The sequence below is a fragment of the Amycolatopsis pithecellobii genome (assembly GCF_009707865.1).
GTDB classification, from domain to species: Bacteria; Actinomycetota; Actinomycetes; order Mycobacteriales; family Pseudonocardiaceae; genus Amycolatopsis_E; species Amycolatopsis_E pithecellobii.
Map to the genome: position 1 here is coordinate 62,883 of NZ_WMBA01000029.1, position 24,228 is coordinate 87,110.

Annotated in this window: 20 protein-coding genes; 5 read left to right on the top strand and 15 right to left on the bottom strand. The window is 62.9% G+C overall.

Annotated elements, in window-relative coordinates; all coding sequences use genetic code 11:
* Positions 1–14: 14 nt before the first annotated feature.
* From GKO32_RS19180 to GKO32_RS19190, 3 genes are read right to left on the bottom strand one after another with little or no spacing between them, the layout of a single operon-like run.
* Positions 15–767, bottom strand: coding sequence for a hydroxypyruvate isomerase family protein (locus tag GKO32_RS19180; protein ID WP_166459648.1), 753 nt, complete (start codon positions 765–767; stop codon positions 15–17).
* A 44-nt stretch (positions 768–811) separates the two neighbouring features.
* Positions 812–1,207, bottom strand: a complete 396-nt coding sequence (locus GKO32_RS19185; protein ID WP_166459649.1) for a Rid family hydrolase — start codon at positions 1,205–1,207, stop codon at positions 812–814.
* A 14-nt stretch (positions 1,208–1,221) separates the two neighbouring features.
* The gene (locus GKO32_RS19190) at positions 1,222–2,046 is read right to left on the bottom strand and encodes an alpha/beta fold hydrolase (protein ID WP_154758253.1); all 825 of its coding nucleotides are present in this window, start codon (positions 2,044–2,046) and stop codon (positions 1,222–1,224) included.
* 156 nt (positions 2,047–2,202) lie between these two features.
* Here GKO32_RS19190 and GKO32_RS19195 point away from each other — a divergent pair, with 156 nt between their 5' ends.
* Entirely contained in the window at positions 2,203–3,552 is a 1,350-nt protein-coding gene (locus tag GKO32_RS19195; RefSeq protein WP_154758254.1) for an MFS transporter, read from the top strand.
* Positions 3,553–3,588: 36 nt separating this feature from the next.
* On the opposite strand, the gene GKO32_RS19200 is transcribed toward GKO32_RS19195, so the two are convergent.
* Positions 3,589–4,248: a TetR/AcrR family transcriptional regulator gene (locus GKO32_RS19200; protein WP_154758255.1), complete on the bottom strand. Its 660-nt coding sequence runs from the start codon at positions 4,246–4,248 to the stop codon at positions 3,589–3,591.
* Positions 4,249–4,480: 232 nt separating this feature from the next.
* On the opposite strand from GKO32_RS19200, the gene GKO32_RS19205 reads away from it, so the two are divergent.
* Positions 4,481–5,221, top strand: a complete 741-nt coding sequence (locus GKO32_RS19205) for a FadR/GntR family transcriptional regulator (protein WP_154758256.1) — start codon at positions 4,481–4,483, stop codon at positions 5,219–5,221.
* Between the two features lie 1,018 nt (positions 5,222–6,239).
* Here GKO32_RS19205 and GKO32_RS19210 read toward each other — a convergent pair.
* From GKO32_RS19210 to GKO32_RS19260, 11 genes are all read right to left on the bottom strand, one after another.
* The gene (locus tag GKO32_RS19210) at positions 6,240–6,602 is read right to left on the bottom strand and encodes a hypothetical protein (protein ID WP_154758257.1); all 363 of its coding nucleotides are present in this window, start codon (positions 6,600–6,602) and stop codon (positions 6,240–6,242) included.
* Between the two features lie 213 nt (positions 6,603–6,815).
* Positions 6,816–7,088, bottom strand: a complete 273-nt coding sequence (locus GKO32_RS19215; protein WP_166459650.1) for a hypothetical protein — start codon at positions 7,086–7,088, stop codon at positions 6,816–6,818.
* A gap of 357 nt (positions 7,089–7,445) precedes the next feature.
* Entirely contained in the window at positions 7,446–7,775 is a 330-nt protein-coding gene (locus tag GKO32_RS19220; protein WP_154758259.1) for a hypothetical protein, read from the bottom strand.
* Between the two features lie 636 nt (positions 7,776–8,411).
* Positions 8,412–8,780: a hypothetical protein gene (locus GKO32_RS19225; protein WP_154758260.1), complete on the bottom strand. Its 369-nt coding sequence runs from the start codon at positions 8,778–8,780 to the stop codon at positions 8,412–8,414.
* Complete coding sequence (locus tag GKO32_RS19230) at positions 8,780–9,409, bottom strand: hypothetical protein (RefSeq protein ID WP_154758261.1); 630 nt, start codon at positions 9,407–9,409, stop codon at positions 8,780–8,782. Before GKO32_RS19230 ends, GKO32_RS19225 begins: the two co-directional genes overlap by 1 nt.
* Positions 9,410–9,522: 113 nt before the next feature.
* Complete coding sequence (locus GKO32_RS19235; protein WP_154758262.1) at positions 9,523–9,888, bottom strand: hypothetical protein; 366 nt, start codon at positions 9,886–9,888, stop codon at positions 9,523–9,525.
* Entirely contained in the window at positions 9,885–10,757 is an 873-nt protein-coding gene (locus GKO32_RS19240) for a hypothetical protein (protein ID WP_154758263.1), read from the bottom strand. Before GKO32_RS19240 ends, GKO32_RS19235 begins: the two co-directional genes overlap by 4 nt.
* 117 nt (positions 10,758–10,874) lie before the next feature.
* A complete protein-coding gene (locus GKO32_RS19245) occupies positions 10,875–11,204 on the bottom strand; it encodes a hypothetical protein (protein WP_154758264.1) in 330 nt (109 codons plus the stop codon).
* 218 nt (positions 11,205–11,422) lie between these two features.
* On the bottom strand, positions 11,423–11,596 hold the full coding sequence (locus GKO32_RS19250) for a hypothetical protein (protein WP_154758265.1): 174 nt from the start codon (positions 11,594–11,596) through the stop codon (positions 11,423–11,425).
* Positions 11,597–11,727: 131 nt separating this feature from the next.
* A complete protein-coding gene (locus GKO32_RS19255) occupies positions 11,728–12,012 on the bottom strand; it encodes a hypothetical protein (RefSeq protein ID WP_154758266.1) in 285 nt (94 codons plus the stop codon).
* A gap of 458 nt (positions 12,013–12,470) precedes the next feature.
* Positions 12,471–18,758 (bottom strand): RHS repeat-associated core domain-containing protein, encoded by a 6,288-nt coding sequence (locus tag GKO32_RS19260; protein WP_154758267.1) that lies wholly within the window; start codon positions 18,756–18,758, stop codon positions 12,471–12,473.
* 399 nt (positions 18,759–19,157) lie between these two features.
* On the opposite strand from GKO32_RS19260, the gene GKO32_RS19265 reads away from it, so the two are divergent.
* From GKO32_RS19265 to GKO32_RS19275, 3 genes are all read left to right on the top strand, one after another.
* Entirely contained in the window at positions 19,158–21,641 is a 2,484-nt protein-coding gene (locus GKO32_RS19265; RefSeq protein WP_166459651.1) for a hypothetical protein, read from the top strand.
* A gap of 62 nt (positions 21,642–21,703) precedes the next feature.
* Positions 21,704–22,872, top strand: a protein-coding gene (locus GKO32_RS19270) for an IS3 family transposase (protein WP_312868121.1) whose coding sequence is annotated in 2 segments (ribosomal slippage) — positions 21,704–21,956 and positions 21,956–22,872 — 1,170 coding nt in all. Because the reading frame shifts where the segments join, the coding sequence is not laid out codon by codon here.
* 154 nt (positions 22,873–23,026) lie between these two features.
* On the top strand, positions 23,027–24,228 hold a 1,202-nt coding region (locus GKO32_RS19275), incomplete at its 3' end, for a beta-sandwich domain-containing protein (RefSeq protein WP_512698967.1).

A 24,228-nucleotide genomic window follows, 5' to 3' on the forward strand; every position in this document is an offset into this window, starting at 1 on the left:
CAGCCTCTCGTAGACTAGATGTTCAGGTACGGTTGTGCCCAATTCAAACCAGCTGACGTGCGACCAATGGGGGCATACTCGCAGCCGACGACTCCTGTGTACCCGAGCTCGTCGAGTTTGGAGAGAATGGCCGTGTGGTTCAGCTCCCCGGTATCGGGCTCATGACGTCCGGGCACGCCGGCGAGTTGGACATGCGCCAGATACTCGAAATTCTCTTCGATTGTCTGAAGGACGTTACCGCCATGCATTTGCTGATGGTAGACGTCCAGTTGCAGTTTGATGTTTGACCGTTGGGAGGATCTGATGAGTCTGGTCGCGTGTGTCGCACTCATCAGGTGATAGCCGGCTCGATCCCGGGGGTTGAGGGGCTCGAGCGTCAGTGTGACTCCCGCAGAAGCTGCTATGTCCGCGGACTGGCAGAGATTCTCCAGGAATACGGCGTCGGCAGCCTCGGATTCCATCCCCGGCGGCGGCTTGCCGGCCAAGAAATGGACCAACCGGGCGTCGAGGGCGGTGGCGTAGTCCAATGCTTGGGCGAATGCGGCTGCGGCGTCGGCTTGCCGACCGGGGAGCGCGGCCAGTCCGAGTTCACCGGAGGACATATCGCCACCACTGACATTGATCAACGTCAATGCCAGCGAATTCGCCTCCAACAGGTTTCGGAGTCGTTCTTTCGTGAAGTCGAACGCGTAGTTCCATTCTACATACTCGAAACCGGCCGACGCTGCCGCGGTAAAACGTTGCTCGAACGGCATCTCGGTAAACATCCACGATATGTTGGCCGCTAGGCGTGTCATGATGTCGCCACTTTCTAGGGCAGCCGGGCAGATACTTCAACTTCGATCATGAGCTCCGGGAGGACCAGAGATCGCACCTCGACTCCGGTCGAAGCGGGGAATGGACCGTCCCCGTAGTACTGCTTCCGCTTCGGAATTGCGTCGCGCAATTTTTGCATGTCAGTCACGTACATTACCTCGCGAACGATGTCGTTGTGATTCGCGCCGAAGTGCGCCAGGCTGCGCCCGATGGCGTCGTAAACAAATTCCAGCTGCTTGTCGAAATCTCCGGGATGTGCCGCGGTGAAATCTGGTTTCAATGCCGCAGTGCCAGACAGGTAGACCATTTCGCCCACCCGGACGGCCTGAGTGAAACCGACGTCCTTTTGGAGTTCCGCTATGTCGTCGAAGTAGTCGACCCGGTCGCTCATATCGGTACCTTTCATCATTTGTGCGAGACAGCGCCCTCGGCGATGAACGCCCGGAGTGTGTCGTTGAACAGCGCCATCTCATCGAGATTGACCATGTGTGAGCTTTCCTCGAACGTCACGAGACGACCCTGCGGAAGCAGCTCAGCCAGGACGCTGGCACCTTCATAGCGCTGTTTGTTGTCATGCCGCCCCTGGGCCACGATGGCTGGGACACGTATCCGAGGAAGTCGCTGCCGGTGGTCGAGCTCCGCCATGTCGCTGCAGTACGCGTTGAAGACGACAAGCGGCCATTGCACCGCGCCGGCGACGAACCACCCGACGACCGCGTCGCTGGGGTGGCGGAAAAGATAGTTGCGTCCCAGCGCGTCGTAAGCTTCCACGCTGGTGGTTGACTCGCTCGACACCTGGTCGAGCCACCACTTGCTGAACTCTTCGGAGAAACCACCGGGCTGGCCGTCACGATCGCCGCCGTACCAGGGAGCGCCGCTGACCAGGACGAGACGGCCCACCAGGTCAGGGTGTTGCTCGGCGGCGAGGATCGCGCCGTGGGCGCCGATGCCCTGGGCGACCACCGTGACGTTCTCAAGCCCGAGGCCGTTGATGATCGCGGCGATGGTATCGACCAGCAGCTGAGCGGTATAGGCGACGTTCGGCTTCGACGATGCACCGGTACCCAGCCAGTCGAACGTCACCGTGCGGTGGTCGGCGGCAAGCGCGGCGACCTGGTGCTCCCACTCGGCATGCGTTGCCAGGCCTGCGTTGACGAACAGAACTGCGGGACCGCTCCCGAACTCCTCGAAGTAGACGTCTGTACCGCCAGGGCCGTCGATGTACGGCATGTCAGCTCCCTCACCGGTCTAGTTGTCAGACTGGTTTGTAGCACGTAGGCTGCACACCCGCAACGACTTACGGCCCCTACCTGGGTTTCCCGGCCATCAGCGAGCTCAACACGTCCGGTCGTCAGACCAATTACTCAATGAGGAGTAGGACTGAAAATGGAGCGTCAGAGCGCTAGCGGCGACGTGCGTCGCGCCGCAATGTCAAGCTTTCTCGGCTCGGCGATCGAGTGGTACGACTTCACGATCTTCAGTACGGCAGCGGCCCTGGTCTTCGGCTCCGCGTTCTTCCCGGCCGGCGACCCCACGACGCAGAGCCTGCTGGCGTTCGCCACGCTCGGCATCGGGTTCCTCGCACGCCCGCTGGGCGGAGCGGTTGCCGGGCACCTCGGGGACCGGCTCGGTCGCAAGACCACACTGCTCCTGACTCTGTCGATCATGGGCGTCGCAACGGCCGCGATCGGATTGCTCCCGACCTACGGCCAGGCCGGCCTTGTGGCCCCGGTCCTGCTCGTCGTGTGCCGGCTGGTTCAAGGTTTCAGCGCCGGAGGCGAGTGGGCGGGCGCCGCACTCATGGCCGTCGAGCACGCGCCCACGCACCGGCGAGGGCTGTGGGGCTCGTTCGTCCAGTCCGGAACACCGTTCGGTGTCATCCTTGCGATCCTGGTGTTCCTTGCCGTCCAGATAGGGCTTGGCGCTGATGCGTTCGTGGCATGGGGCTGGCGCGTCCCCTTCCTGCTCAGCTTCGTGCTGCTGGGGCTTGCGATGTACATCCGTCTGCGCGTTGCGGAATCTCCCGTTTTCGTCGCGGTGCGCAAGGCGAAGCCGACCCGGACGCCGCTTCTGCGGGTGTTCCGGGAGCGCCCCCGGCAACTGGTGATCGCCGCGCTGACGTTTGTCGGCTGCAACGCCATCGGCTACGTGTTTCTGTCGTTCCTGCTCGCCTACGGGACCGGTGTGCTGCGCCTCGACCGGGGCACAATCCTGCTGGTCTCATTGGTCGGTGGAGTCGCGTGGTGTGGTGCGAACATCGTGGGCGGTGCGCTGGCCGATCGACTCGGTCGACGCTCCATCTACGTCGTGGGTTACCTGCTGTTCGCCGCGTGGGCGTTCCCGTTCTTCGCGCTTGTCAACACGGCGGCCCCGCTCCTCATGTGCCTCGCGGTCGCGGTGCTCTGCATCGCCATCGGCCTGACGTTCGGCCCCCAGGCCGCGCTGTTCGCCGAACTCTTCCCCCCGGCCTTCCGCTACAGCGGCGCGTCCCTGGCAATGGCCATCGGCTCCATCCTGGGGGGCGCGTTCGCGCCGCTCATCGCGACGTTCCTACTCGCGGAGACAGGAACGGTGTTCGCGGTCTCGTCGTACATGGCCGCCGTCGCCATCATCAGTCTGGTCGCCGTTCTCGCATTGCGAGAGCGTGAACTCGGCGACATGCGAGCAGCGGACGAGCGGCAACGGGCCGTCTCGGCCCGATCCGGAGCTCCGGTACCCGACGAGGCCGGACGATGAGGAACTCGCCGGCTCGACTCCTCGACAGCACCATCATCATGCGGTCTGAGTGGTGATCATCTCGCTGGCGGCAAGCCGCTCGATCTCGGACGTAATCTCGCTCGCGAAGCTGTCAGTCAAGTGCGGCTCCACGATCGAGAATGCCTGGCGAGCACCCTCTTCCAAATGGCCATGCCCGGCTGCTCGTTCCCCATAGACTGCGCCTAGATACTGCCACCAGCCGACAAACACCACCGCGGTGGTCGTCGCGCACCGCCCGACAGAGCTTTCCGTAAGATCGGGCCGCCGAAAGTGCCCTAACGCTCGCAGTTCCTCGAACAGCGCGACCAAGCGGCCGGTCGCCCATGAGAGGGAGTCCCTGTGCCGCGAAGCGATGGAAGGGCTCGCATGCATCAGAGTCGCCGAATCGGCAAAGACAAAGCGGAACCGCTGAATGATATCGAGAGCAACTACGTATATTCGAGCTACCCCGGCGGGCGTGATCGGCGAATCCCAGGATCCATTCGCGCGTACTTCATCCGTCATTCGGGAGTATAACTCGGAGGCAATCTCTTCCTTGTTGCGAAAATGGTAGTAAAGGTTTCCGGGACTAATCTCCAGCTCTCTTGATATTTGGTTTGTACTAACGGAGTCGAAACCATTTTCATTAAACAGTCGCAGGCTTTCGAGCACGATACGCTCTCTATTGCCCACCATGACCCTCCATCGGCGCCTCGCAGCATCGGATGACCTGAACACATCCTAATAACTCAGTGCATCCCCCGCGGGCCGCGCAGCGCCGGACAACGGCGTCGGCGGGCGGTCGCCACGACCGCAAGCAGCGCTGCCAGGACGCTACGATCTTTACCGACCCGCTGTAGCACTTCAACGAGGCTGATCGGTCCGGCCACGATCCGCCTCTAGACTGAGACCAACGGGGAGGGCGAGCATGGATCATGACGGGGGGCCGACGGCGGAGCGGGCGTCGCGCACGGCTTCGTCACGACCTGCGCCGGCGCCCGAGTTCCGCCGCCCCCAGCTCGCCGACCAGGTGGTCGGCCGACTCCGCGCACTGATCGCCCAGGGCGCGCTCGCCCAGGGTGAGCGGCTGCCGTCGGAGGCCGCCCTGAGCCGCGAGCTCGGCGTGAGCCGCTCGACGGTCCGCGAGGCGCTGAAGATGCTCAGCCACCTCGGACTGGTCCAAACCCGTGCGGGGTCCGGGAGCTACGTGACTGGCCACCTGCAGGAACACCTCCCCTCGGTGATGTCGGGCGAGGAGCTGGGCGAGCTGTTCGAGTTCCGTTTCATCCTCGAGTCGCAGATCGCCCCGCTGACGGCCGAACGACGCTCGACGGGGCAGCTCGCCGAGGTCCTGTATCGGCTCGAACAACTGCATGTGGCCGCGGCGGCCGACGATCCGGATCGCCTCGTTGAAGCGGACCTGTCCTTCCACCACGGCGTAGCCGCGGCCTGCGGGAACCGGTTCCTGATTGCGAGCTACAGCCACCACCAGCCGGCCTTCGAGAAGGGCACAAGGGCGCTCATCGGCATGCAGTCGTCGACGCATATCGCCGACGTCCACGACGAGCTGGCCGAGGCGATCGTCGCGAAGGACGCCGGAGCCGCCGCGACCGCCGTGCGCCGGACATTCGACGAGATCCGAATGCGGCTGTCGCTGCTGACCGACTGAGGCTCGCGGACCGCCTCGTCGTAGCGATCTTCGGCCTCGCTGTAACGCGGGAGCCGCGCCGCGTCGCGATCAGGTCGACGGCCTAGCACGAGAAACGCCCGACCACCAAGAGCCACCGGCCCCCCGCCGGGCTCCGCACGACCAGCCGCTAAGCTTGTCCGCGGGCCGCTAGCTCAGTTGGTAGAGCAGAGGACCTTTAATCCCTGGGAATGGCGTGTCAACGCGTACCGCACGGTGTCGCCCAGGGTTAATCTATGCAGGTCAGACGGCATTTTTCGTGGGCGCTGATGTCGGGCAGTGTCGCGGCGTATCGGGTGCTCCGTGAGCAACGGAGCCCAATCGGAGACCGGCATCCCGGCCGCCGTCTGGCCCGGGGCCACCGAGGATCTCCGTGGCGGGGCAAAGCACGTGCGCTGTCAGCGCTTGACACATCGTCTCGAAACCATCGTGGCCGATCCGCTTCACGTCGTAGTGCAGAGAGATGCGCTCAACGTGCCTCTCGGACAGGTCCTGGTCGCCCGCCACGGCGACCTGTTGTCGCTTCCAGCCGAGGAGCTCGTCCACTAGGTAGACGGACTCGTGGTCGTCGACCGGCTTATAGTGCTGGCGCAAAGCAGCAGGACGTTCTCGTCCTCGTTGATCTCGAATGCCGGACAAGCGGGATCGTACCGAGGGTGACCGTCGGGCTTCTCGGGTCGAATGTGTGCGATCTCAGCGACCACAGTCAGATGACCGCCGTGCTCCAGGACAAACCGCTCGTCGCAACCCGGGTACGCACATTGCCGGGCGCGGGCGAACAAGATCTTGATCGTCCGGTGCAAGTAGGGACGGGCACCAGCACATCTTATCCGGCCAAGCGGCCGTATCCCGACACAACACCTCCGCCATCACGATGCCACAGACGTCGAGGCTACGTCTTGCGCCTACGCGATCCCGCAGATTTCCTCTGGGCGGCCAGCAAGTTCATCACGTCCGCCTCCGAGCCCTTGAAGGTCGGGCGCAGTGACCCGCACCCCAATTAAGCGACGTCGACATATAGTTCGTCCGCCTGAACCCCTACCCTTATGGTGCCATCGGCCAGCAGGAAGTGCACTCCAACCACTTTCCTTTCTCTATTTTCTATTAATTCGACACCGATGACCTCCTTGTAAATCAGCCTGCTAAACGGTGGTTTATTGGATACGTCAAACGCAGTCCACTTGCCCGAACCCTCGACGAATTTCTTGTTTTCCGTGGAGAGTGGTTCTTTGAAAGGGTCTTCCCATCTTTTACTTCTCAGCTCAAGTTCCTCACCGTTACCGGCTGCGTCGAAAAACATCGTTGATTCGTCGTCGAAGGTGAGCTCAAGCGGGCCAGCCTTGTCGTCCGCCGTTGTGCCCACCACGTAATGTACGCGCCGCACTCGTTGTATGGGCTTGCCTGCTGCGCTTCGGAGCGAATTACTATCGATCATCGCGGGGTTGCATCCTTGTACCAGCCGTTCGACTCTCCACCTTTGAGAAGGGTATATGAAAATATTGGGAATATTGACGAAATTCCGACAAAATGAGCTAGTATCGCATACAAGGATAGGCGTATTGCCAGAATCCAGGATTCAGTCAACCGCATCCTCCTCGCCGCATTTGACAATGATTCTCACCAGCGCGACGAGGGGAACCGTAGACAGGCAAATACCTAGGGCGACCGCCCACCAGGGGTTCGGCCGCCCTAGCAGGTTGCTCCACACCCACATCGCGAAGCCGAGCGACGGAATGGCGCCGACCACGCAGGCGACGATCCGCGAGGCCGTTTCTCGGCGCGCAGGCCATGGTTCTTCGTCTGTCTCCGACCATCGATCTTCGGGCATCTTCTCCACCGGGTAGTCCATCGATGCCTAGCACTCGTTCCGGTGATGAGATCCCACCGAACTTCGGTTAACCATCGACATTCGTTAACTTGTGAGTGATCCCTTCTCGCGCGGCGAGAATGACCTTTGCCCTGTTGCGATACGACGGTTTCGCAACAGGACCACGCGAAAGTTGGACGAGCCCGGTACAGGCCGGCAGCGTCTGCGAACCCACGTTCCCGACCCGGTTAGTACGTCTGCCGCGGGACAGCCAACAGGCGGTTCCGGGGCCGATCGGTCTCTGTCCAACACGTCGGCGACGGCCGGACCAGCGGCGCTCACCAACCCGTTCTTCTGTAGCAGGTTCATCATGTCCACAACCAAGCGTCTGCTGGTTCGTCACCTCTGACGAACCAGCCAAGCGATCTCGCCAATGTTGGGATCACGCCCGAGCCGCGCCCATTGGCTGATTGCCCGGTCGATGCCGGTGGGCTCCGGCCATTCGTCAAAAATGCCTGTTTCTCCTGATAGCTCGCCGACGGACACGCTTGAGGGCGCCAGCCCTCGAAGAACCACCTCAGCCAACTCCCGGATCTGGGTGTCTGACACGCTGCCGAGCTTCCGCCGGAGGTGCCAGGCCAACGTCCAAAGCCCTACATAGTCTTCGTCGAGCTCGCGACTGATCACCTCTGCGACGGCTATCGCAGCCGAGGCCTCAACTGGGGTCATGGGTTGCACTTTAGCTTCGTGATGTCGATGCCCGGGATATTGACGTAAACCGTCGCCTCGGTGTTCGGGCTCGGGATATGAAGGTGCACAGTGGGACAAACCCGCTGAATTCCTGAACGCCGGGTGAAAGTAGTCGCATAACCACAATATTATCTCGCGTCAAGTAAGTCCTTATTCTATCTAATCTGAAAATTGCAGCAGATCGCCGCTCAGCTTCCGGGCTTACAAAAAGGATTGTTTCAAGGTCGGCCTCCGTCGACATTAATTCGTCGATCAGTGACTGGTCAGTCCGTTCTAGTGCGGAAGCAAGTCCTTGGAGATCCCGTTGGAGCTCATCAATGCCTACGTCACCCCGCTCGAAACGTACGATGGCGTCCGAAAGTCGTTTTTTGAGTTCTTGGTTGGACACGTTTACCTCGTAACCACCTCACGTGGGCGGTTTACTGGGCGGCTGCAGCCCGTTCTCCGTAGCTCTGACGACGTCCAGGTTTAGGCCGGGCAGCACGTGAGGATCTTAGCCGCGCGCCGGGACGGGCATGGCGCGTCCTCGTGGAATCGCCCAAGCCGACCACGGACCCGGGTTCCAGGGTTATACCGCCTCCATCGCCTCCCTCCGGTCCGTGCTGGGACAAGCCCTCAATCAAACGAATGATGTTGAGCGTCGTCATACGTTCGATACAGCTCGCCCCACCCAATGATCTCAAGATCGTCCGCGCGAATCGGGCTCCGCAGGGTATCGAATTCACCACGTGGGATGGCGATGAATACGAAACAAGGGGACTGGTGGACGGGCGCGATCGACGCACCTTCATGACGGGGCGCGACGATGACCTGTCGAATGTCCGACGCCTTGTTGAACTCTTGCCCGAGCACGGGTGGCTCCACAAATGCGTACGCAGCTTCCTTGCCAGTGTCGAATGTAAGTAACTCAACGATGCGACACTCGCGCACCGATTCGAAGCGCTGGCTTTCGAGCGAACTTAGGTAGAGCGTCTGCTGTGTCATCAGAACTCCGGGTTAACGCCACTGACTCGGGTTATCTGTACTGATCCGTTCTCGAGCCAGTTCGGAATGATGTACTCAGTTATGCCGCCCTTTATGCCATCAAGTGCCAGCGCCGAGCGTCCGAGCACGACAGCTGAAGGATCAGTCAGCGTTCCCTCGATCACGAACCGGCCGGTGTTATTGGCGCCGCTCGCACCTCCCGACGGCAGACCAGCCGCATCACGGTAATCTGGCACGGTCCGGGGGTCGACCGGTGACCAGGAAGCTCCACCAGCCTTTGAGTCACCACCGTATACACGATACAGCTTTTGCCCCTTTGTCGGTTCGGCGAGGGATGCCGCGGCACCTGCATCGGCGACTTCTCCTACTTCACCCAGTTTGCCGAGTTTGCCTAGTTTGCCGGCGATGGCGACGTCTGATGCGAGGCCGAGGATGGCGTCGGCGCAGTCGCCCCAGGTGGGCTTTTTGACGCAGTCGATCGTGTCGGAGATCCCGGCGAATTGTATGCCGAGGTTGAGGACCTGGCGTGGGGTGAGGGGTTCTTCGCGGTATTCGTGGCGGATGGCGTTGACCAGGTCGGGTGTCGCGTGCGCCGACTTCTTCGCGGCGAGTGCCCACTCGTCGTGCAAAGGACTGCCAGGATCTCGTGGGCGGAGCGACAATCCGACATTACGTCTCGACGGAAAGGATCAGCGCTGACGATAAGCTCTCCGGAGCGCATTTCTCGTATCCTCGCGGACGCTTACTTCCGAATGACCCGCAGATGATCCAAGGTCGGTAAACGGTCAGGCGGATCGTCGGTCCACCATGCGAACTCCAGGCCAGTAAGGTAGCCGTACCCCACCCAAACGAGCAGTTCCCCGACCAGCCTGCCTGCGGCGTTCGACACCCATACGGACAAAGGAACCGGACCATCAGCGAACGCAGAAGCTGGCAATGTATTGCTGACGAGCAGGTCGAGCATCGTGATTGGCCCGCCCACGACGTTTACGCTCGACGCTTGCCGTAGAAGCTCATCGCTGCCCGGAAAGTCCGCCTGACGCAGGACACTTTTTAAAAGTTCGCGTACCTGGTTCGTGAGCACGTCGCTGCTCGCTGCATCGGTCATGGTGTGAACGCCGTACCAATCTTCGTAATACCGTCAACCACCGCGCCACGGACAATTACCTTTTGGCCGCCAACAACAATCTGTTGCTCGAAGGTGCCAGCTGCTGGCGTTAGGCCCTTCAACCCTGTCAAGAACTGCTGAATAACTTCCTCCCGGCTACCAAACTGTTGTACGAGCGGATCGAAGTTGTGCTTGCCCGCGAAGATGTGATCAAGCTTTGCGGATGACGTTGCATAGTCTAGCGCACTCGCGTCGGCCGCTGAGATCCCGGTTTCCTCTACTTTGGCGTCCGCTCCGACGTCTCCTACTTCACCCAGTTTGCCGAGTTTTCCGAGTTTGCCGGCGACGGCGACGTCTGATGCGAGGCCGAGGATGGCATCGGCGCAGTCGCCCCAAGTGGGCTTTTTGACGCAGTCGATCGTGTCGGAGATCCCGGTGAATTGCATGCCCAGGTCGAGAACCTGGCGTGGCGTCAGGGGTTCTTCGCGGTATTCATGGCGGATCGCGTTGACCAAGGCCGGTGTTGCATGCGCGGACTTCTTCGCAGCGACTGCCCACTCGCCGTGGAAACAGGATTCCCGCCATTTACATGCCCGGACAACATCCAGGTTCAGGTTGGGCAAGTCTTCGTGGTTTTGAGGTGTGATCGCGCCGTATCCGAAGTTCGCACACAGTGGGCTGTCGGCGTGGGCACATTCCGACAGCAGCGGTTCCAGGCCACTCGGGTCGCTGTAGGTGAGGGGGTCGTCGGCACTGTAGGTGTAGCCGTTCCCGGACTGGGGATTGGACAGCGTCAGCAGCGGGTCGACGGAGGCGAAGCGGCCGGTAGTGGGGTGGTGACGGGAACGTGGAACAGGCCGCCCACGCATGCACACCACGGTTCCCTGGTCGACCCTGTTGATACGTCTACTGCGAGACGGTCAACAGCGAGCGCATTCTTCCGCAACAGGTCCCTCACATCCGCCCGAGATCGTGTGGCTGGTTCGTTAGCGCTGACGAACCAGCCAAGCGATCTCGCCGATGTTGGGATCACGCCCGAGCCGCGCCCATTGGCTGATCGCCCTCTCGATCCCGGCGGGCTCAGGCCATTCGTCAAAAATACCTGTCTCTCCTGATAAGTCGCCGACAGTCACGCCTGAGGGCGCCAACCCTCGAAGAATCACCTCAGCCAACTCCCGGATCCGCACGTCGGACACGCTGCCAAGCCTCCGCCGGAGATGCCAGGCCAACGTCCAAAGCCCTACGTAGTCTTCGTCGAGCTCGCGACTGATCACCTCTGCAACCGCTACCGCGGCCGAGGCTTCATTTGGTGTCACGGGTTGTACTTTAGCTTCCTGATGTCAATGCCCGGGATGTTGACATCAATCGTCGCCTCGGTGCTTGGGCTGTATCGCGCGTCAAGTAGGCCGACTCCCGACTTCACGGTTATACTGCCTCCGTTGCCTCCGCCCGTCCGTGCTGGGACAACTCTCAATCAAACGAATGATGTTGAGCTTCGTCATACGTTCGATACAGCTCGCCCCACCCAATTATCTCAAGATCGTCCGCGCGAATAGGGCTCCGCAGGGGTATCGAATTCACCACGCGGGATGGCGATGAATACGAAAGAAGGGAACTGGTGGACGGGCGCGATCGACGCACCTTCATGACGGGGCGCGACGATGACCTGTCGAATGTCCGACGCCTTGTTGAACTCTTGCCCGAGCACGGGTGGCTCCACAAATGCGTACGCAGCTTCCTTGCCAGTGTCGAATGTAAGTAACTCAACGATGCGGCACTCGCGCATCGATTCGAAGCGCTGGCTTTCGAGTGAACTTAGCTAGAGCGTCTGCTGTGTCATCAGAACTCCGGGTTAACGCCACTGACTCGAGTTATCTGCACTGATCCGTTCTCGAGCCAGTTCGGAATGATGTACTCAGTTATGCCGCCCTTCATGCCATCAAGTGGCAGCGCCGAGCGTCGGAGCACGACAGCTGAGGGATCAGTCAGCGTTCCCTCGATCACGAACCGGCCGGTGTTATTGGCGCCGCTCGCACCTCCCGACGGCAGACCAGCCGCATCACGGTAATCTGGCACGGTCCGGAGGTCGACCGGTGACAAGTGCATGGTCAGCGCCACACTCATCGCCGGGCACGCTGCAGACGATTCTGTCACAAAATCCACCGAGATTCTTGATGTAGGCCTGACACGACCGCAACATATTAACTTACATCAAAATATCGGGAATATGTACGAAATTCCGGCAAAAGGAGCTATTAACACATACAAGAAGAGGCAAATAACCAGGATCCAGGATTCTGTCAGCCGAGTCCTCCTCGCCGCGTTAACAATGATTCTCACCAGCGCGACAAGGGGGACCGCAGACAAGCAAACAGCAAGGGCGATCACCCATCCAGCGTTCGGCCGTCCTACCAGATTGCCCCACACCCAGATCGCGAAGCCGAGCGACGGAATGGCGCCGACCACGCATGCGACGAGCCGCGAGGCCATTTCTCGGCGTGCAGACCATGGTTCTTCGTCTGACTCCGACCATCGATCTTCAGGCATCTTCTCCACCGGGTAGTCAATCGATTATTGACATTCTACCATGAGGCCAACTTGACCCGGTCGGCGAATTGCCGCCATAGGTTGTTGGCAAAAACATTGGCGTTGGCTCTGGCGCACAGGGCATTCTGCTGACAAAACGCAGTTGGACCTCCGATGGGCCCCCAAGCGCGAACTTCGAGATACTCTGTACCGAACGAGCCATCCTTAATCGTGAAGCTAATGTGCTTCCCGGCGCCTTCGACGTGTCCGGGCAGAGATACAAGCTGAAAGTCACGCGAACCGACTTCTTCGATCTGAATGGGGGAGCCGGCCAAGCTGCACGTGCGCCCAACAGAAATCTCATTGCACATGCCTGGAATCGGGAAGAAGATCCCCAGATGGTCCTTGATTCTATTGAAAATTTGATCCGCTGTAGACATCTGTAGCACACCAAGCGGGTATGTGAAGTGGTAGTGATATCCGGAGGCGTCTCCACTGGAAGGAGACACCGCGGGTTGCTGCGCTCCGAGTTGGGCTAGGGGGGACATGCCTTGTAGTGGGTCGGGTGGGGCGACGATGTCATCGAGAAGTTGCCGCGTGGGGTTGTTGAAGGCGCGGGATGTGGAAATTCTGCTGTTTGCGACGTCGCGCCAATAACTGCTGGTGTGGTAAGAGCTACCGTTGGCGCGGTTGACCGCCGCGTCGGGGTTGTGCGCGAAGCTGTTAGCCCAGTTCCGTTTGACAGCATCGTTGTAGCCATTGGCCCACGCCGCTTGCCCCGGGTTGTTGTTAATCCAATCTTGGCCAATGGGGGCGGGGCGACCGTCGATCTGGATGATGAGCCCGCTGGGGTCGCTGTAGGTGAGGGGGTTGTCGGCGCTGTAGGTGTAGCCGTTCCCGGACTGGGGATTGGATAGCGTCAGCAGAGGGTCGACGGAGGCGAAGCGGCCGGTGGTGGAGTCGTAGTTGCGGGCGCCGACGTCGGTAAGGCCGGTGTTGGTGTCTTGGGGTTTGCCGAGGAAGCCGTGGGTGTCGGGCCACGGGCCGGGGTTGGTGCCGTCGGGGTTGGTGATGGTGGGTTGGCCGAGGGGGTTGCCGTAGGGGTCGAGGTTGCGGCGGGTGACGGCGTTGGTGGTGGGGTTGTAGCTGGTGAGCATGCTGCCGTGGGTGTCGCCGTCGAGGTAGAGGGGGTTGGCGCCGCCGACGCGGAGCGCGATGACCTGGTTGTTGAAGGTGTAGTAGCGGGTGCCGGTGACGGTTCCGGTGGTGGTGTTGCGGGTGAGTTCTTCGCCGGGGAGGTAGAGGGTGGTGGAACCGGGGTCGTGGCGAACGAGTTGGTTGCCGTCGGCGTCGTAGACGTAGGAGGTGGCACCCGCGGGGGTGGTGTCGGTGGCGAGGTGGTTTTCCGCATCCCAGGTGAGTGTTTGGTTGCCGACGGGGAGGGTTCGGGTGAGGGTGTTACCGGCCGCGTCGTAGGTGTAGCCGGTGCTGGAGTTACCGCCGGGTCCCGTGGTGGCGGTGGATTGCAGGGCGGCGGCTTGCGGTGTGCCGGCCGCGGGGTAGGTGTAGTTGGTGGTGGTATCGCCGCTGGCGCCGGGCACGGCGTGAGCAGTTTGGGTTTGCCGTAGGCCGGTGGGGTCGAAGGTCCAGGATTGCCAGTAGGGCTGGGTGCCGCCGATGGTGCTGGTCGCGGGGTTGGCGGCGCAGTTGTCGGTGGCGGTCCAGGCTTGGGCGAGCCGGTCGAGGGCGTCGTAGGTGTAGCACTGGGTTTGGGTGGGGCCGCCGTTGGGACCTTGGACGTCGACGCTACGGGTGGGGTTGCCGGAGGGGCTGTAGGTGTAGGTGGTGTCGTCGAGTTGGGGGGTGCCGGTTTGTGCGGAGTAGTTGGCGTGGCTGAGCCGGCGGGTTTGGGGATCGCGGTCGTAGGTCAGCCAGGAGGCCATCCCGATATCGCCCATGCTGATCTGCGCCGTTTCGCCGTAGGGGGTGTAGGCGACGGCGGAGACGTAGCCGTTGTAGCCATCGGAGCTGACGGCGTTGCCGAGCGAGTCGTAGATCGTGCCGATCCATTCCCCCGGTAGCCCACCTCCGGGGGCGGGGAGCACGTCGCCGAGGACGCCCGCGTCGTTCCATTCGTATTGGGTGGTGTGGTTGCCCGACAGCCCGGTTTCGCTGGTGGGGAGTTGCACGGTCTTGCTGGTGGGGTTGCCCTGGCCGTCGTAGCCGCCGTAGCCGACGAGGTAGTTGCCTTGCGGGGTGTAGCGGGTGGAGGAGGTGAGTTTTCCTTTTTGGACGGTGTCGTAGACCCAGGACGCGAGCTTCGGGCCGGTGGTGGATCCGGAGTATTCGGTGGTTTTACGGCCGAGGTTGTCGTAGGTGTAGACGAGTGTCTGGTTGCGGGCGTCGGTGGAGCTGGTGAGTTGCCCAGCGATGTCGTAGGTGTAGCTGGTGGCTCCGGTGGCGGGGTCCGTGGCGTGGGTCTTGTTGCCGAGCAGGTCGTAGGTGTAGGTCCACACGTTGTTGCCGGGATCGGTGATGGCCGCGACTTGGCCGAGCGGGGTGTAGGTCTGTGTGGTGGATTGGTAGGTGCCGCCCGTGATGACGCTGCCGTTGATCGTGGGTGGCGTGGTGTACTGCCTGGTCTCGGTGGTTTTCCCGCGCACGTCGGTGAGGGCACTGGTGGTGACCCCGCCGGCCGGCGGAACGGTGGTGGTGCGGTCGCCGCTGTAGATGATTTTGGTGTCCCAGGTGAACGTGAGGCCGTTGTAGGCGGCGGCGTCGATGAGGCGGCCGGTGCCGTCGTAGGTGTTGACGGTGCGGCTGTTGACAGCAGAGTCGGCGACCGAGATCAACGTGGTGCCGGGGGTGCCGTCGGTGTAGTAACGGTCGTGGGTGTTGGCGGCCCAGCCGTGCGAGTCGTAGAACGCGTCGGCCACGGTGCGGCCGCCGCCTTCGGCGTCGGTTTGGGTCTGTTTGAGTTGCCCTAGCGCGTCGTAGATCTTGACCGCGGTGATGTAGGTGTTGGTCGTGGTGGTATGGACCAAGGTCTTGGTGGTCACCGCGGACGGCGCTGTGGCAGAGAGCTGGTAAGCGTAAGTCGCGGAGGCGGGATCGTTGGTGGCCTTGCTGTGCCCGGGGAGCCACACGGCGGTGAGCCGGCCCAGCGCGTCGTAGGTGGCGTCGCTGCGATGCGCTGCGACGTCGACGGTCGAGGTGGTGGTGCCACGGCCGGGGTCGAGGGTGATGGTGCTGGTTTGGTTCAGCGGGTTGGTGGTGACGGTCTGGGTGAGGCTGCCGCCGTCGGCGGGGGTGTAGGCGAGGCGGGACGTGCGGTTCAGACCGTCCGTAGTGGTCAGCGGCCTACCGGAGCTGTCGTAGGTGCTGCTGCTGGTGGTGGCGAAGGTCAGCGTGCCGCCGTTGTTGATGGTGGCGGTATCGGTACGGGTCACATCGCCCGCACCCGGCACGGCGCCGAGAGTGGTGGAGCCATCGTAGAAGCTGCGCACATCGGTCAGGATCGGCGACGGCGTCACACCGGGCGCGGGACAGACCTGTTGTGAGGTAATGGTTTCCGACGCCTTGTTACGGATCCAGGACGTGGTGTTGTCCGCATACGAGGTTGACGTGCACACGTCGGGCACCCCGTCACCGGACGAGGTCTGACGGATGGGGCGGCCGAGGTTGTCGTAGGTATTGGTGGTGGTCGCGGTGTGGGTGCCGCCGGCGGCGAGGTCGTGGATCTCGCGGGATGTGGTGGGGGCCAGGATCGCCGCGGTGAGGGCGGGCAGCCCGGCGCGGTTGCGGGTGGCGGTGGTGGCGACCGTCGCCATGTCCGTGATGGTGCTGGAGATGCGTGGTCCGGTGGGTCCGTTGAAGGTCTGGACCTCGCGGGCATTGTCGGAGAAAAGGTCGCTGTCGGGGACGGTTTCGCCGAGGGAGTCGGTGACGGTCGCGGTGCGGTGGCCGCCCCCGGGCAGGGTGTCGCCATCCATGCCGCGGTAGTAGGTGGTTTTGGTGAGAGTGGTGATATCGGGGTGACCGTTGGTGGAGTGGCCGGGATCGCCGGTGGCGACGTCGACTTCGCTGTAGCCGCGGAACTGGCCGTAGGTGCGGTTGGCGGGTTTGACGACTTCGTTGTCGTCGAAGTGCCACGCGGGTGCCCCGATGTAGGTGTAGGTACTCAGCTGCGACGGTGAGAGCGCATTGGGTTCCTGTGTCTGCACGGAGCTGACGAGGTATTTGTGGAAGTAGTCCAGTGTCGGGTTGGTTTGGTAGGGAAAGGTCCAGTACACCGGGAAGCAGCGTTTCGTGTCCTGGGAGGGGTCGACGGGCACGTTGGTGGCGCTGCATTCCGGTTGGCTGTAGGTGAGGTTGGTGCGCTGCCCGGTTTCGGCGGTGATGTTCGTCAGCCGCCACCGGGCCATGGGGGGCTGGTTGTTGTAGCCGGCGACGCGGTTGTCCATCATTTGCCCGGCGAAGGACACCGGCGGCATCGCGATCGAGGTGCCGTCGGGATTGAAGCCGGTGCGGGTGATCGAGTTCAGCCACAACGCCGGATCGCCGGAACTGGAGAACTGTTGCGCGAGGTCGTAGGAGTCGACCTTGGTGTAGCCGGTGCCGTTGTAGTACCGGGTGGTGATGTTCGTCAGCCGCTTGGTGGTCCAGAACGATGGGGCGTGGTTGTTACACGTCGTCCCGGATAGGCATTGCTGGTCCTGGGGTGTGTCGGGCCAGGATGCGGCGTTGGCCGCGGTGAACTGCGAGGGGTCGCAGGTGATCGTCCCGGAGGGAAAGCAGCGTTCGGCGACGGTGAACTGGACCTGATCGGGGGCCGGGTTGCCGTAGATGGTGCCGTTCTCGTCACGCAGCCCGTAGTCGATCCGGTTCAGGTATCCACCGCGCGTGTAGGCGACACCGGCGGTGCCGTTGTCGGCGCCGTAGAAGTTGGTCTCGGGTGTGTAGTAATAGGTGGTGACGTTGCCGTGGGCGTCTTCGACGTAGTCGAGATTCCACCGCCACGCCTGAGTACAGGATGACGCGGCGAATCCGGCGGCGTTGTAGCACGGGTCGCCGGGGTGCGCGCCATAGACGGGTGTGGTCCAGGTGGAGTTGGTGGTGCCCTGGTTGGTGTAGCCAGGTCCGGCGTTGCGGCCGAAGAAATACTGGGTGCCATCCGTGGTGGTGATCTTCCAGTACTCCCCGTTCGCCGCGCCGTTGCCCGCGCCGGTCAGCAGTTCGACCCGGGAACCGTTGTCGGCTACCGGATGCCAGGATCCCGTGGCGTCGTCCCGCACCAATTGCACCATCGAGCCGCCGAGGTTCATGGTGACGATCTGGCCCGCCCAGCACAGATCCGGTGTCTGCTGGGCGGCGGGCAGGGTGGTGTCGTCGGAGCACTGCCGGTAGGTGCGCTCCACGTAGCCGGGGGTGTAGTCCCAGCCCTCCCCGATCCAGGACACCTGGTTGTTGGTACTGGAGGTTCGACCGTCCACAGAGGACGACGAGTAGGACAGGGCCACCTTCGGTGCCGTCGTGCCGGACGCGGCCGGCGGCACGGCGACGGGGTAGGACCAGGCGAACTGGCCGGAATCGCCGGTCACCGACCAGGTACCCGACGGGTTCAGCGTCGATGCGGTGAAGGTGCCATTGGAGCCGCCCGAGTCCGTCGTGGTCGCCATCACCACCATGGCCGGACTCGTCGAACCCGTCGAATCCGGGCGCGCAGCTGTGCTCGAGGTTCCGCTCGCGGGACTGAAGTCGACCTGCGCCGAGACCACATTCGCCTTCCGGTCGTTCACCGAGGACGGGATCGGTGTCTGCTTCTGGCATGCGGGAACTGCGGGCGTGGTGAGCACACATGCGGGAAGCTGCACCAGACGCGCCCGGTCCCCGAACCCGGCAGTGAGATCGCGAAAGCGGGAGTAGTCCACTCCCAGCGTGGCCGGCGCGCTCGTGCCGCCACGGGGTTGGGCAAGCTCAACCGAAAACAGCACACCGGTCACACCGGCGCCGCGGGTCGTGGCCGGGTCGGCAAGATGCACCTTCATCGCGGGTGTGGCCACCCCGGGTGCCGCAGCCACCGTGATCGGCATGGTGCCGACCCGGCCCGGCGCGGTGTTTTTGCGCGGCGCGACATCGGCATTCCCTGACGGTGGCAGCACTGCCGCGGGCACCTGCGCAGGCGACTTGCCTCCCGGTGCCTGCGCAAGGAGGGGGACATCCTGGTGCGGGATCTTCGGTGTCACCGGCACCGCGGGCGGCTTGTTCTGGGCCGCCGATGCGGCCACCGCCGGTGCCGTCAACGACGAGACCACCAGCGCACCGATCGCCACCAGCGCGGCCACCCGACGTCGCCAGGTAGGAAAGTAACCGCCATTCCGACGTGCTGGAAAATTCATCGGGCCAGTCCCCCTCGTTAGGCCGAACGGACACCACTAATCCGAATGGAACCGATGACAAAGAACGCAGCACGACGTGCCGCCGGACATCATTAGCGACAATTCCAGCAAGCATCTACGGTCGTTATCCATTCGTGGCCGAAACACGGACACCTCACAACCAAAACTGCCACAAAAAGGACAGTAGCGTCGAAACCGACTGCTGGTTTGCGTAGTTGTTCCACGTTGAGTGATTCACTCCTTCGGCCGTGTGACACGGCGATTCCATTGGTTAGCGTGTCGAAGCCTGCATTTTCTGGCTTGTTTTATTCCATGACTGGGGATCCGATGAGAAACGGTCGATCTATGCGCAAGCCTGCGCGTAAACAATGGCTTGCCGTGAGATTTCTCGTCACCATTGTCGTCCTCGCAACCTCGATCGGAATGGCCAGCGGAACCGCGCAGGCTGTTGATCCCTTCAACCCCGCAGCGCCCCCGCCGCCACCCGCGGTGCCGGATCATCGCGCGCTGCCCACGGACGCTGTTCCCGTGTCGCCACCGGATGTGGGGCATCCGCCGACCGATCCGGTGCCGCCGGCCCCGCCGCCGGTGCCGGCACCGACAGCGTCCGATATCGCGGCGCAGACGGGAAAACCGGTGGAGGTGTCAGCAGAGACCACCCCGACCCGTCAGGTGATGGCCAATCCCGACCGTAGCTTCACCCTGACGTCGAACCGGGTTCCGGTGCGTGCCCAGAAGAACGGGACGTGGGTGCCGATCGACACCACCCTGCACGCCAACCCGGACGGCACGCTCGCACCCGCCGCGACGACCGAGAACGTCACCTTCTCCAGCGGCGGCGCCAGTCCTCTGGTGACACTGACCAACGGCGCGGCCTCGCTGTCCCTGTCGTGGCCCACGTCGCTGCCCACACCGCAGGTGTCCGGGCCGACCGCGACCTATCCCGGCGTGTGGCCGGGCGTGGATCTGCAGCTCACCGCACAGGCTGACTCCTATTCCGAGGTGCTGGTGGTGCATGACGCGACCGCCGCCGCGAACCCGAATCTGGCACACCTACACCTGAGCGCGACCGCCACCAACCTGTCCCTGTCCACCGACGCCAACGGCGCGCTGGTTGCCACCGACCCCAACGGCGCTGTCGTGTTCAACGGCGCCACCCCGGTGATGTGGGACTCGGCCTACGACCCGCAGGCCGGAACCAAGCCCACCGCCGGCAACCCCGGCACCGGACACGTCACGACACTGCCGGCCACCACCACGAACACCGCGACCACCAAGACATCCAGCGCCACAACGACGTCCACTGTGGACGTCGCGATCAACCCACCCGCCTCGGCACTGACCGGGCCCGGGGTGACATATCCGGTCTACATCGATCCGTCGATGAGCCGCGGTGAGGAGTTCTGGGCGGAAGTCACCGCGAACGGCTGGTACTACATCAACCAGAACCAGTGGGCCCAGGTCGGGGACTGTGGCACCTGGGCCGGCTGCAACGGGTTGACTGTCGCGCGGTCGTACTTCCGGATGGGCACCGAAGACATCTCCGGCCACCCCAACGGGCGCGGCGCACGGGTGTTCAGCGCTCAGTTCTACGCCAACGAGGTCTGGAGCGCGCACGCCTGCACCGCCGAGCCGGTCGAGGTTCACCTCGCGGGCGTGATCGACAACAACACCCGCTGGCCCGGACCCGAAGCGGGATGGATCAATACGCAATGGTCCGCTGCGGGCACCAACTGTGGCAACCCGAACAATGTGGTCTTCGACGTCACCTCCGCAGCGCAGACCGCGGCGGATCAGGGATGGCCGAACCTCACGATGGACCTGCGCTCGCCGGACGAGGGCAACCAGTACCAGTGGAAAGAATTCGCCAACAACCCGACGCTGGTCATCAACTACAGCTACCCGCCCAACCCCGCCGCCGGCCTCGCAGTGTCCAACGCGGTCACCTGCACCGGGCATGCCTACACATCAGATGCGCAGCCGACACTGTATTCGACCGCGACGGACAACAACAATCCGCCGCTGAACCCGCAACTGTGGTACGACCTGTACAACGGTGCCGGCACCAGCGCGATCGTGTCCGGGGCCGGTCCGGTCACGATCGCGTCGGGCACGACCGGTGCGTGGACCGATACCGTGCCCCTGGCCGGCAGCACGGACTACGAGTTCCGGGTCAACGTCTCCACCCAGCAGGGCACCCCACAAGAGATGTGGGCCGGGTCTTATAGCCCGTGGTACGGCTTCACCCGGCTCGCGCCTCCGACCCAGGCGCCGTATATCAACAGCTATGACTATCCGGCGAACTACTGGGGCGAGGCCAGTGACAACCCCGAAGCGGTGTTCTTCTCCACCAACGGTGCCCCCAACATCGCCGGATTCACCTGGACGCTGACCGGCGCGGGCACCGAATCAGTGCCGCCGGTCAGCGAGTGCAACTACAACCAGACCTTCGGCACCAGTGGCGGCTACGTCGGCGTGGGCAGCGGCGGCTGGACGGGCTTGCGCTTGCCGACCGGGCTCAGCGTGGGCTACCACACCCTGCATGTGCGCAGCTTCGACTACGCCCACAACCTGTCTCCCGAATCGCAGCCCTACACCTTCTACGTCGCACCCCCCGCCGGCGCCGCCGGCGGTTGGGTCGAGGCCGAATCCCTGCCCAGCAGCCAGCCCGCGGGCCAAAACATCTCCCTTGGCCCGCAAGGAAACTGCTGCGGTGTCTCCTGGTCAGGCGGGCAACAGCTGTTGTTCCACGGCAACGCCCAAGGCCAGTCGTTCTCGACGACACTCACCGCACCGATAAGCGGCAACTATGACCTCGACGCCGGCTGAGGCGCCCCTGATCTTCCGGACAGTGGATCTACTAAGATCCATTCCGGAAAGTGAGGGAATAGGTGTCTCCGAATCGTAGGAAGTTTTCTCCTGAGTATCGTGACGAGGCGGTCAAGATGGTCCTGGACGGGCCGCGACCGATTGCCGATGTCGCCCGGGAGTTGGGATTAAATTCCGGTACGCTTGGCAATTGGGTCAATGCTTATCGGAAGGCGAATCCGCAGGAGGAAGAACCGCTTACGTTGAGCGAGCGGGCCCGGCTTCGTGAACTCGAGCGCGAGGTCCGTGAGCTCCGCATGAAGAACGAGTTCTTGGGAAAAGCGGCGTCCTTCTTCGCCCAGGAATATCGGTGAGCAAGAAATTCGCGTTCATCGACGGCGAGAAGGACAATTTTCCGCTGATGAAGATGTGCGGTTGGCTGAACGTGTCGAAATCAGGCTATTACGAGTGGCGCGACCGACCGTTGTCTATGACCGCCGAACGCCGTGAGCGACTGAAGTTGATGATCAAAGCGGTGTTCGATGCCAACCACGGCGCCTATGGCTACCGACGGGTCCACGCGGTGCTGGCCCGCTCCGGCGAGCGGGTCAGCGACGAGCTCGTGCGGCAATTGATGCGGGAGCTGGACCTGCAGCCCTGCCAGCCCAAGCCGTGGCGACCGACCACCACTGACGGCGACGAGCAGCACCGCATCCCCGACCTAGTCCGACGCGACTTCACCGCGGACGCACCCGGCACGAAGCTGGTCGGCGACATTACGTATATCGCGACGGGCGAGGGTTGGCTCTATTTGGCGACGGCAATTGATTGCTACTCGAAAATGGTGGTTGGCTGGTCAATGGCCGATCATTACAAGGTCCCACTCATCGCGTCTGCGCTCGACATGGCCGCGAACAATGTCGACCTCTCCGACGGCTGCATTTTTCACTCCGATCGCGGCTCGAACTACACCTCATACGAGTTCGCCAAGAAACTCGAAAGTCTGGACATGCGCCAGTCGGTTGGTCGCACCGGGGTATGCTGGGACAACGCAATGGCGGAATCGTTCTTTGGCGCACTGAAAAACGAGTGGATCAATCATGTGAGGTTTGCCACGCGCGCGGATGCTCGACGAGCTATTGTGCAATACATCGAGGGATTCTATAATCGAAAACGTCTCCACTCGGGACTCGGCTATAGGACCCCACTGGAGGTCCACGGCGAGTACCTGAACCTGCAGCTCGCAGCATAAACAATTCCGCTAAATAGCTGTCCGGAAAAAGCGGAGCTCCTCAGGCCTCACGAAAGCCCCGGACTACGGACAACTGTCTTTCACCCTCGACGCCGCATCGCTGGGCTTACCGACCACCGCCCCGGTGGACTGCTACAACCCGACCGTGGCCACGATGTACCAAAATCTGGGTGGCGCCTACCTGACGGCGGGAACCCACACGCTCACTGTAACCGTCGTGGGCACCAACAGCGCCTCCACCGGAAACCGGTACATGGCCGGCATCGACAACGTGTTCCTCGAGCCCAGCAACCAGATCGACATCGAATCCCCGCTGCTGGCACAGGCCACCGATACGTCCGGGCAGAACCACACCCCGGTACCCGAGGCCAACGACAACGGTTCGAGCTGGCGCGGCGGTGCCCAGCTGCTGTACCCGGCGACTGCGGCGAACCAGGCGGAAAACCTGACCCTCACGGTGCCGATCGAGGCCGACTACGCGCTCGGGGTGAACCTCACCACCCGCCCGAATTACGGCACCCTCGAGTTCACTGTGGACAACACCACCGTGCTCGCCGGCACCGATACCGCTCCCGTCGACACCTATAGCGCGACCGGGTCGTGGATCTACCGTCCCTTCGGGAGCCTGCACCTCACCGCCGGAACGCACATCCTGACCGTGACCGTGACCGGCAAGAACACCAGCTCATCCGGGTTCGCCGCCGGCATCGACTACCTCACCGTCGCGGCGATCAACAACATGACCGCAGCCAGCTTCGGCGCCGCGATGAACAACCACGGCATCGCGGTCGACGGCACCACCCCCGCCAACCTCGACCTCTGGGGTGGCAACGCCTTCTCCAGCGCGGCCCTGGCCGCCGCCGGCTACGCACCCGGCTCCACCGTCACCGTCTCCGGCTCCACCTTCACCATGCCCGCCGCGACCAACGGCAACGACAACATCATCGCCGACGGGCAGACAATCCCCCTGCCCACCGGCCAGCAAGTGAAGGCCAACGCCATCGGCCTGCTCGCGGCAAGCACCTGCGGCACCAGCCCCGCCGCACCAGCGCGAATCACCTACACCGACGGCACCACCAGCCAAGCGATCGTCCCGTCCGTGCCGGACTTCGTCTACGGCGACAACAACTCCGCCACCGCCGTGCTGTCCTACATCGACAACTCCACCGCGGTGAAAATGCCCGGCCGGGCCGGCAAGTTCTACGCCGTGTACCTCCCGGCGGACCCGACCAAAACCGTCGCCAAAGTCACCCTGCCCTACACCGGCACCGGCCAGCTCACCAACACCTGCAACACCGGCACCCCGATCACCGCGGCTCTGCACGTTCTCGCCATGGCACCCCGCCCCGCCACCAG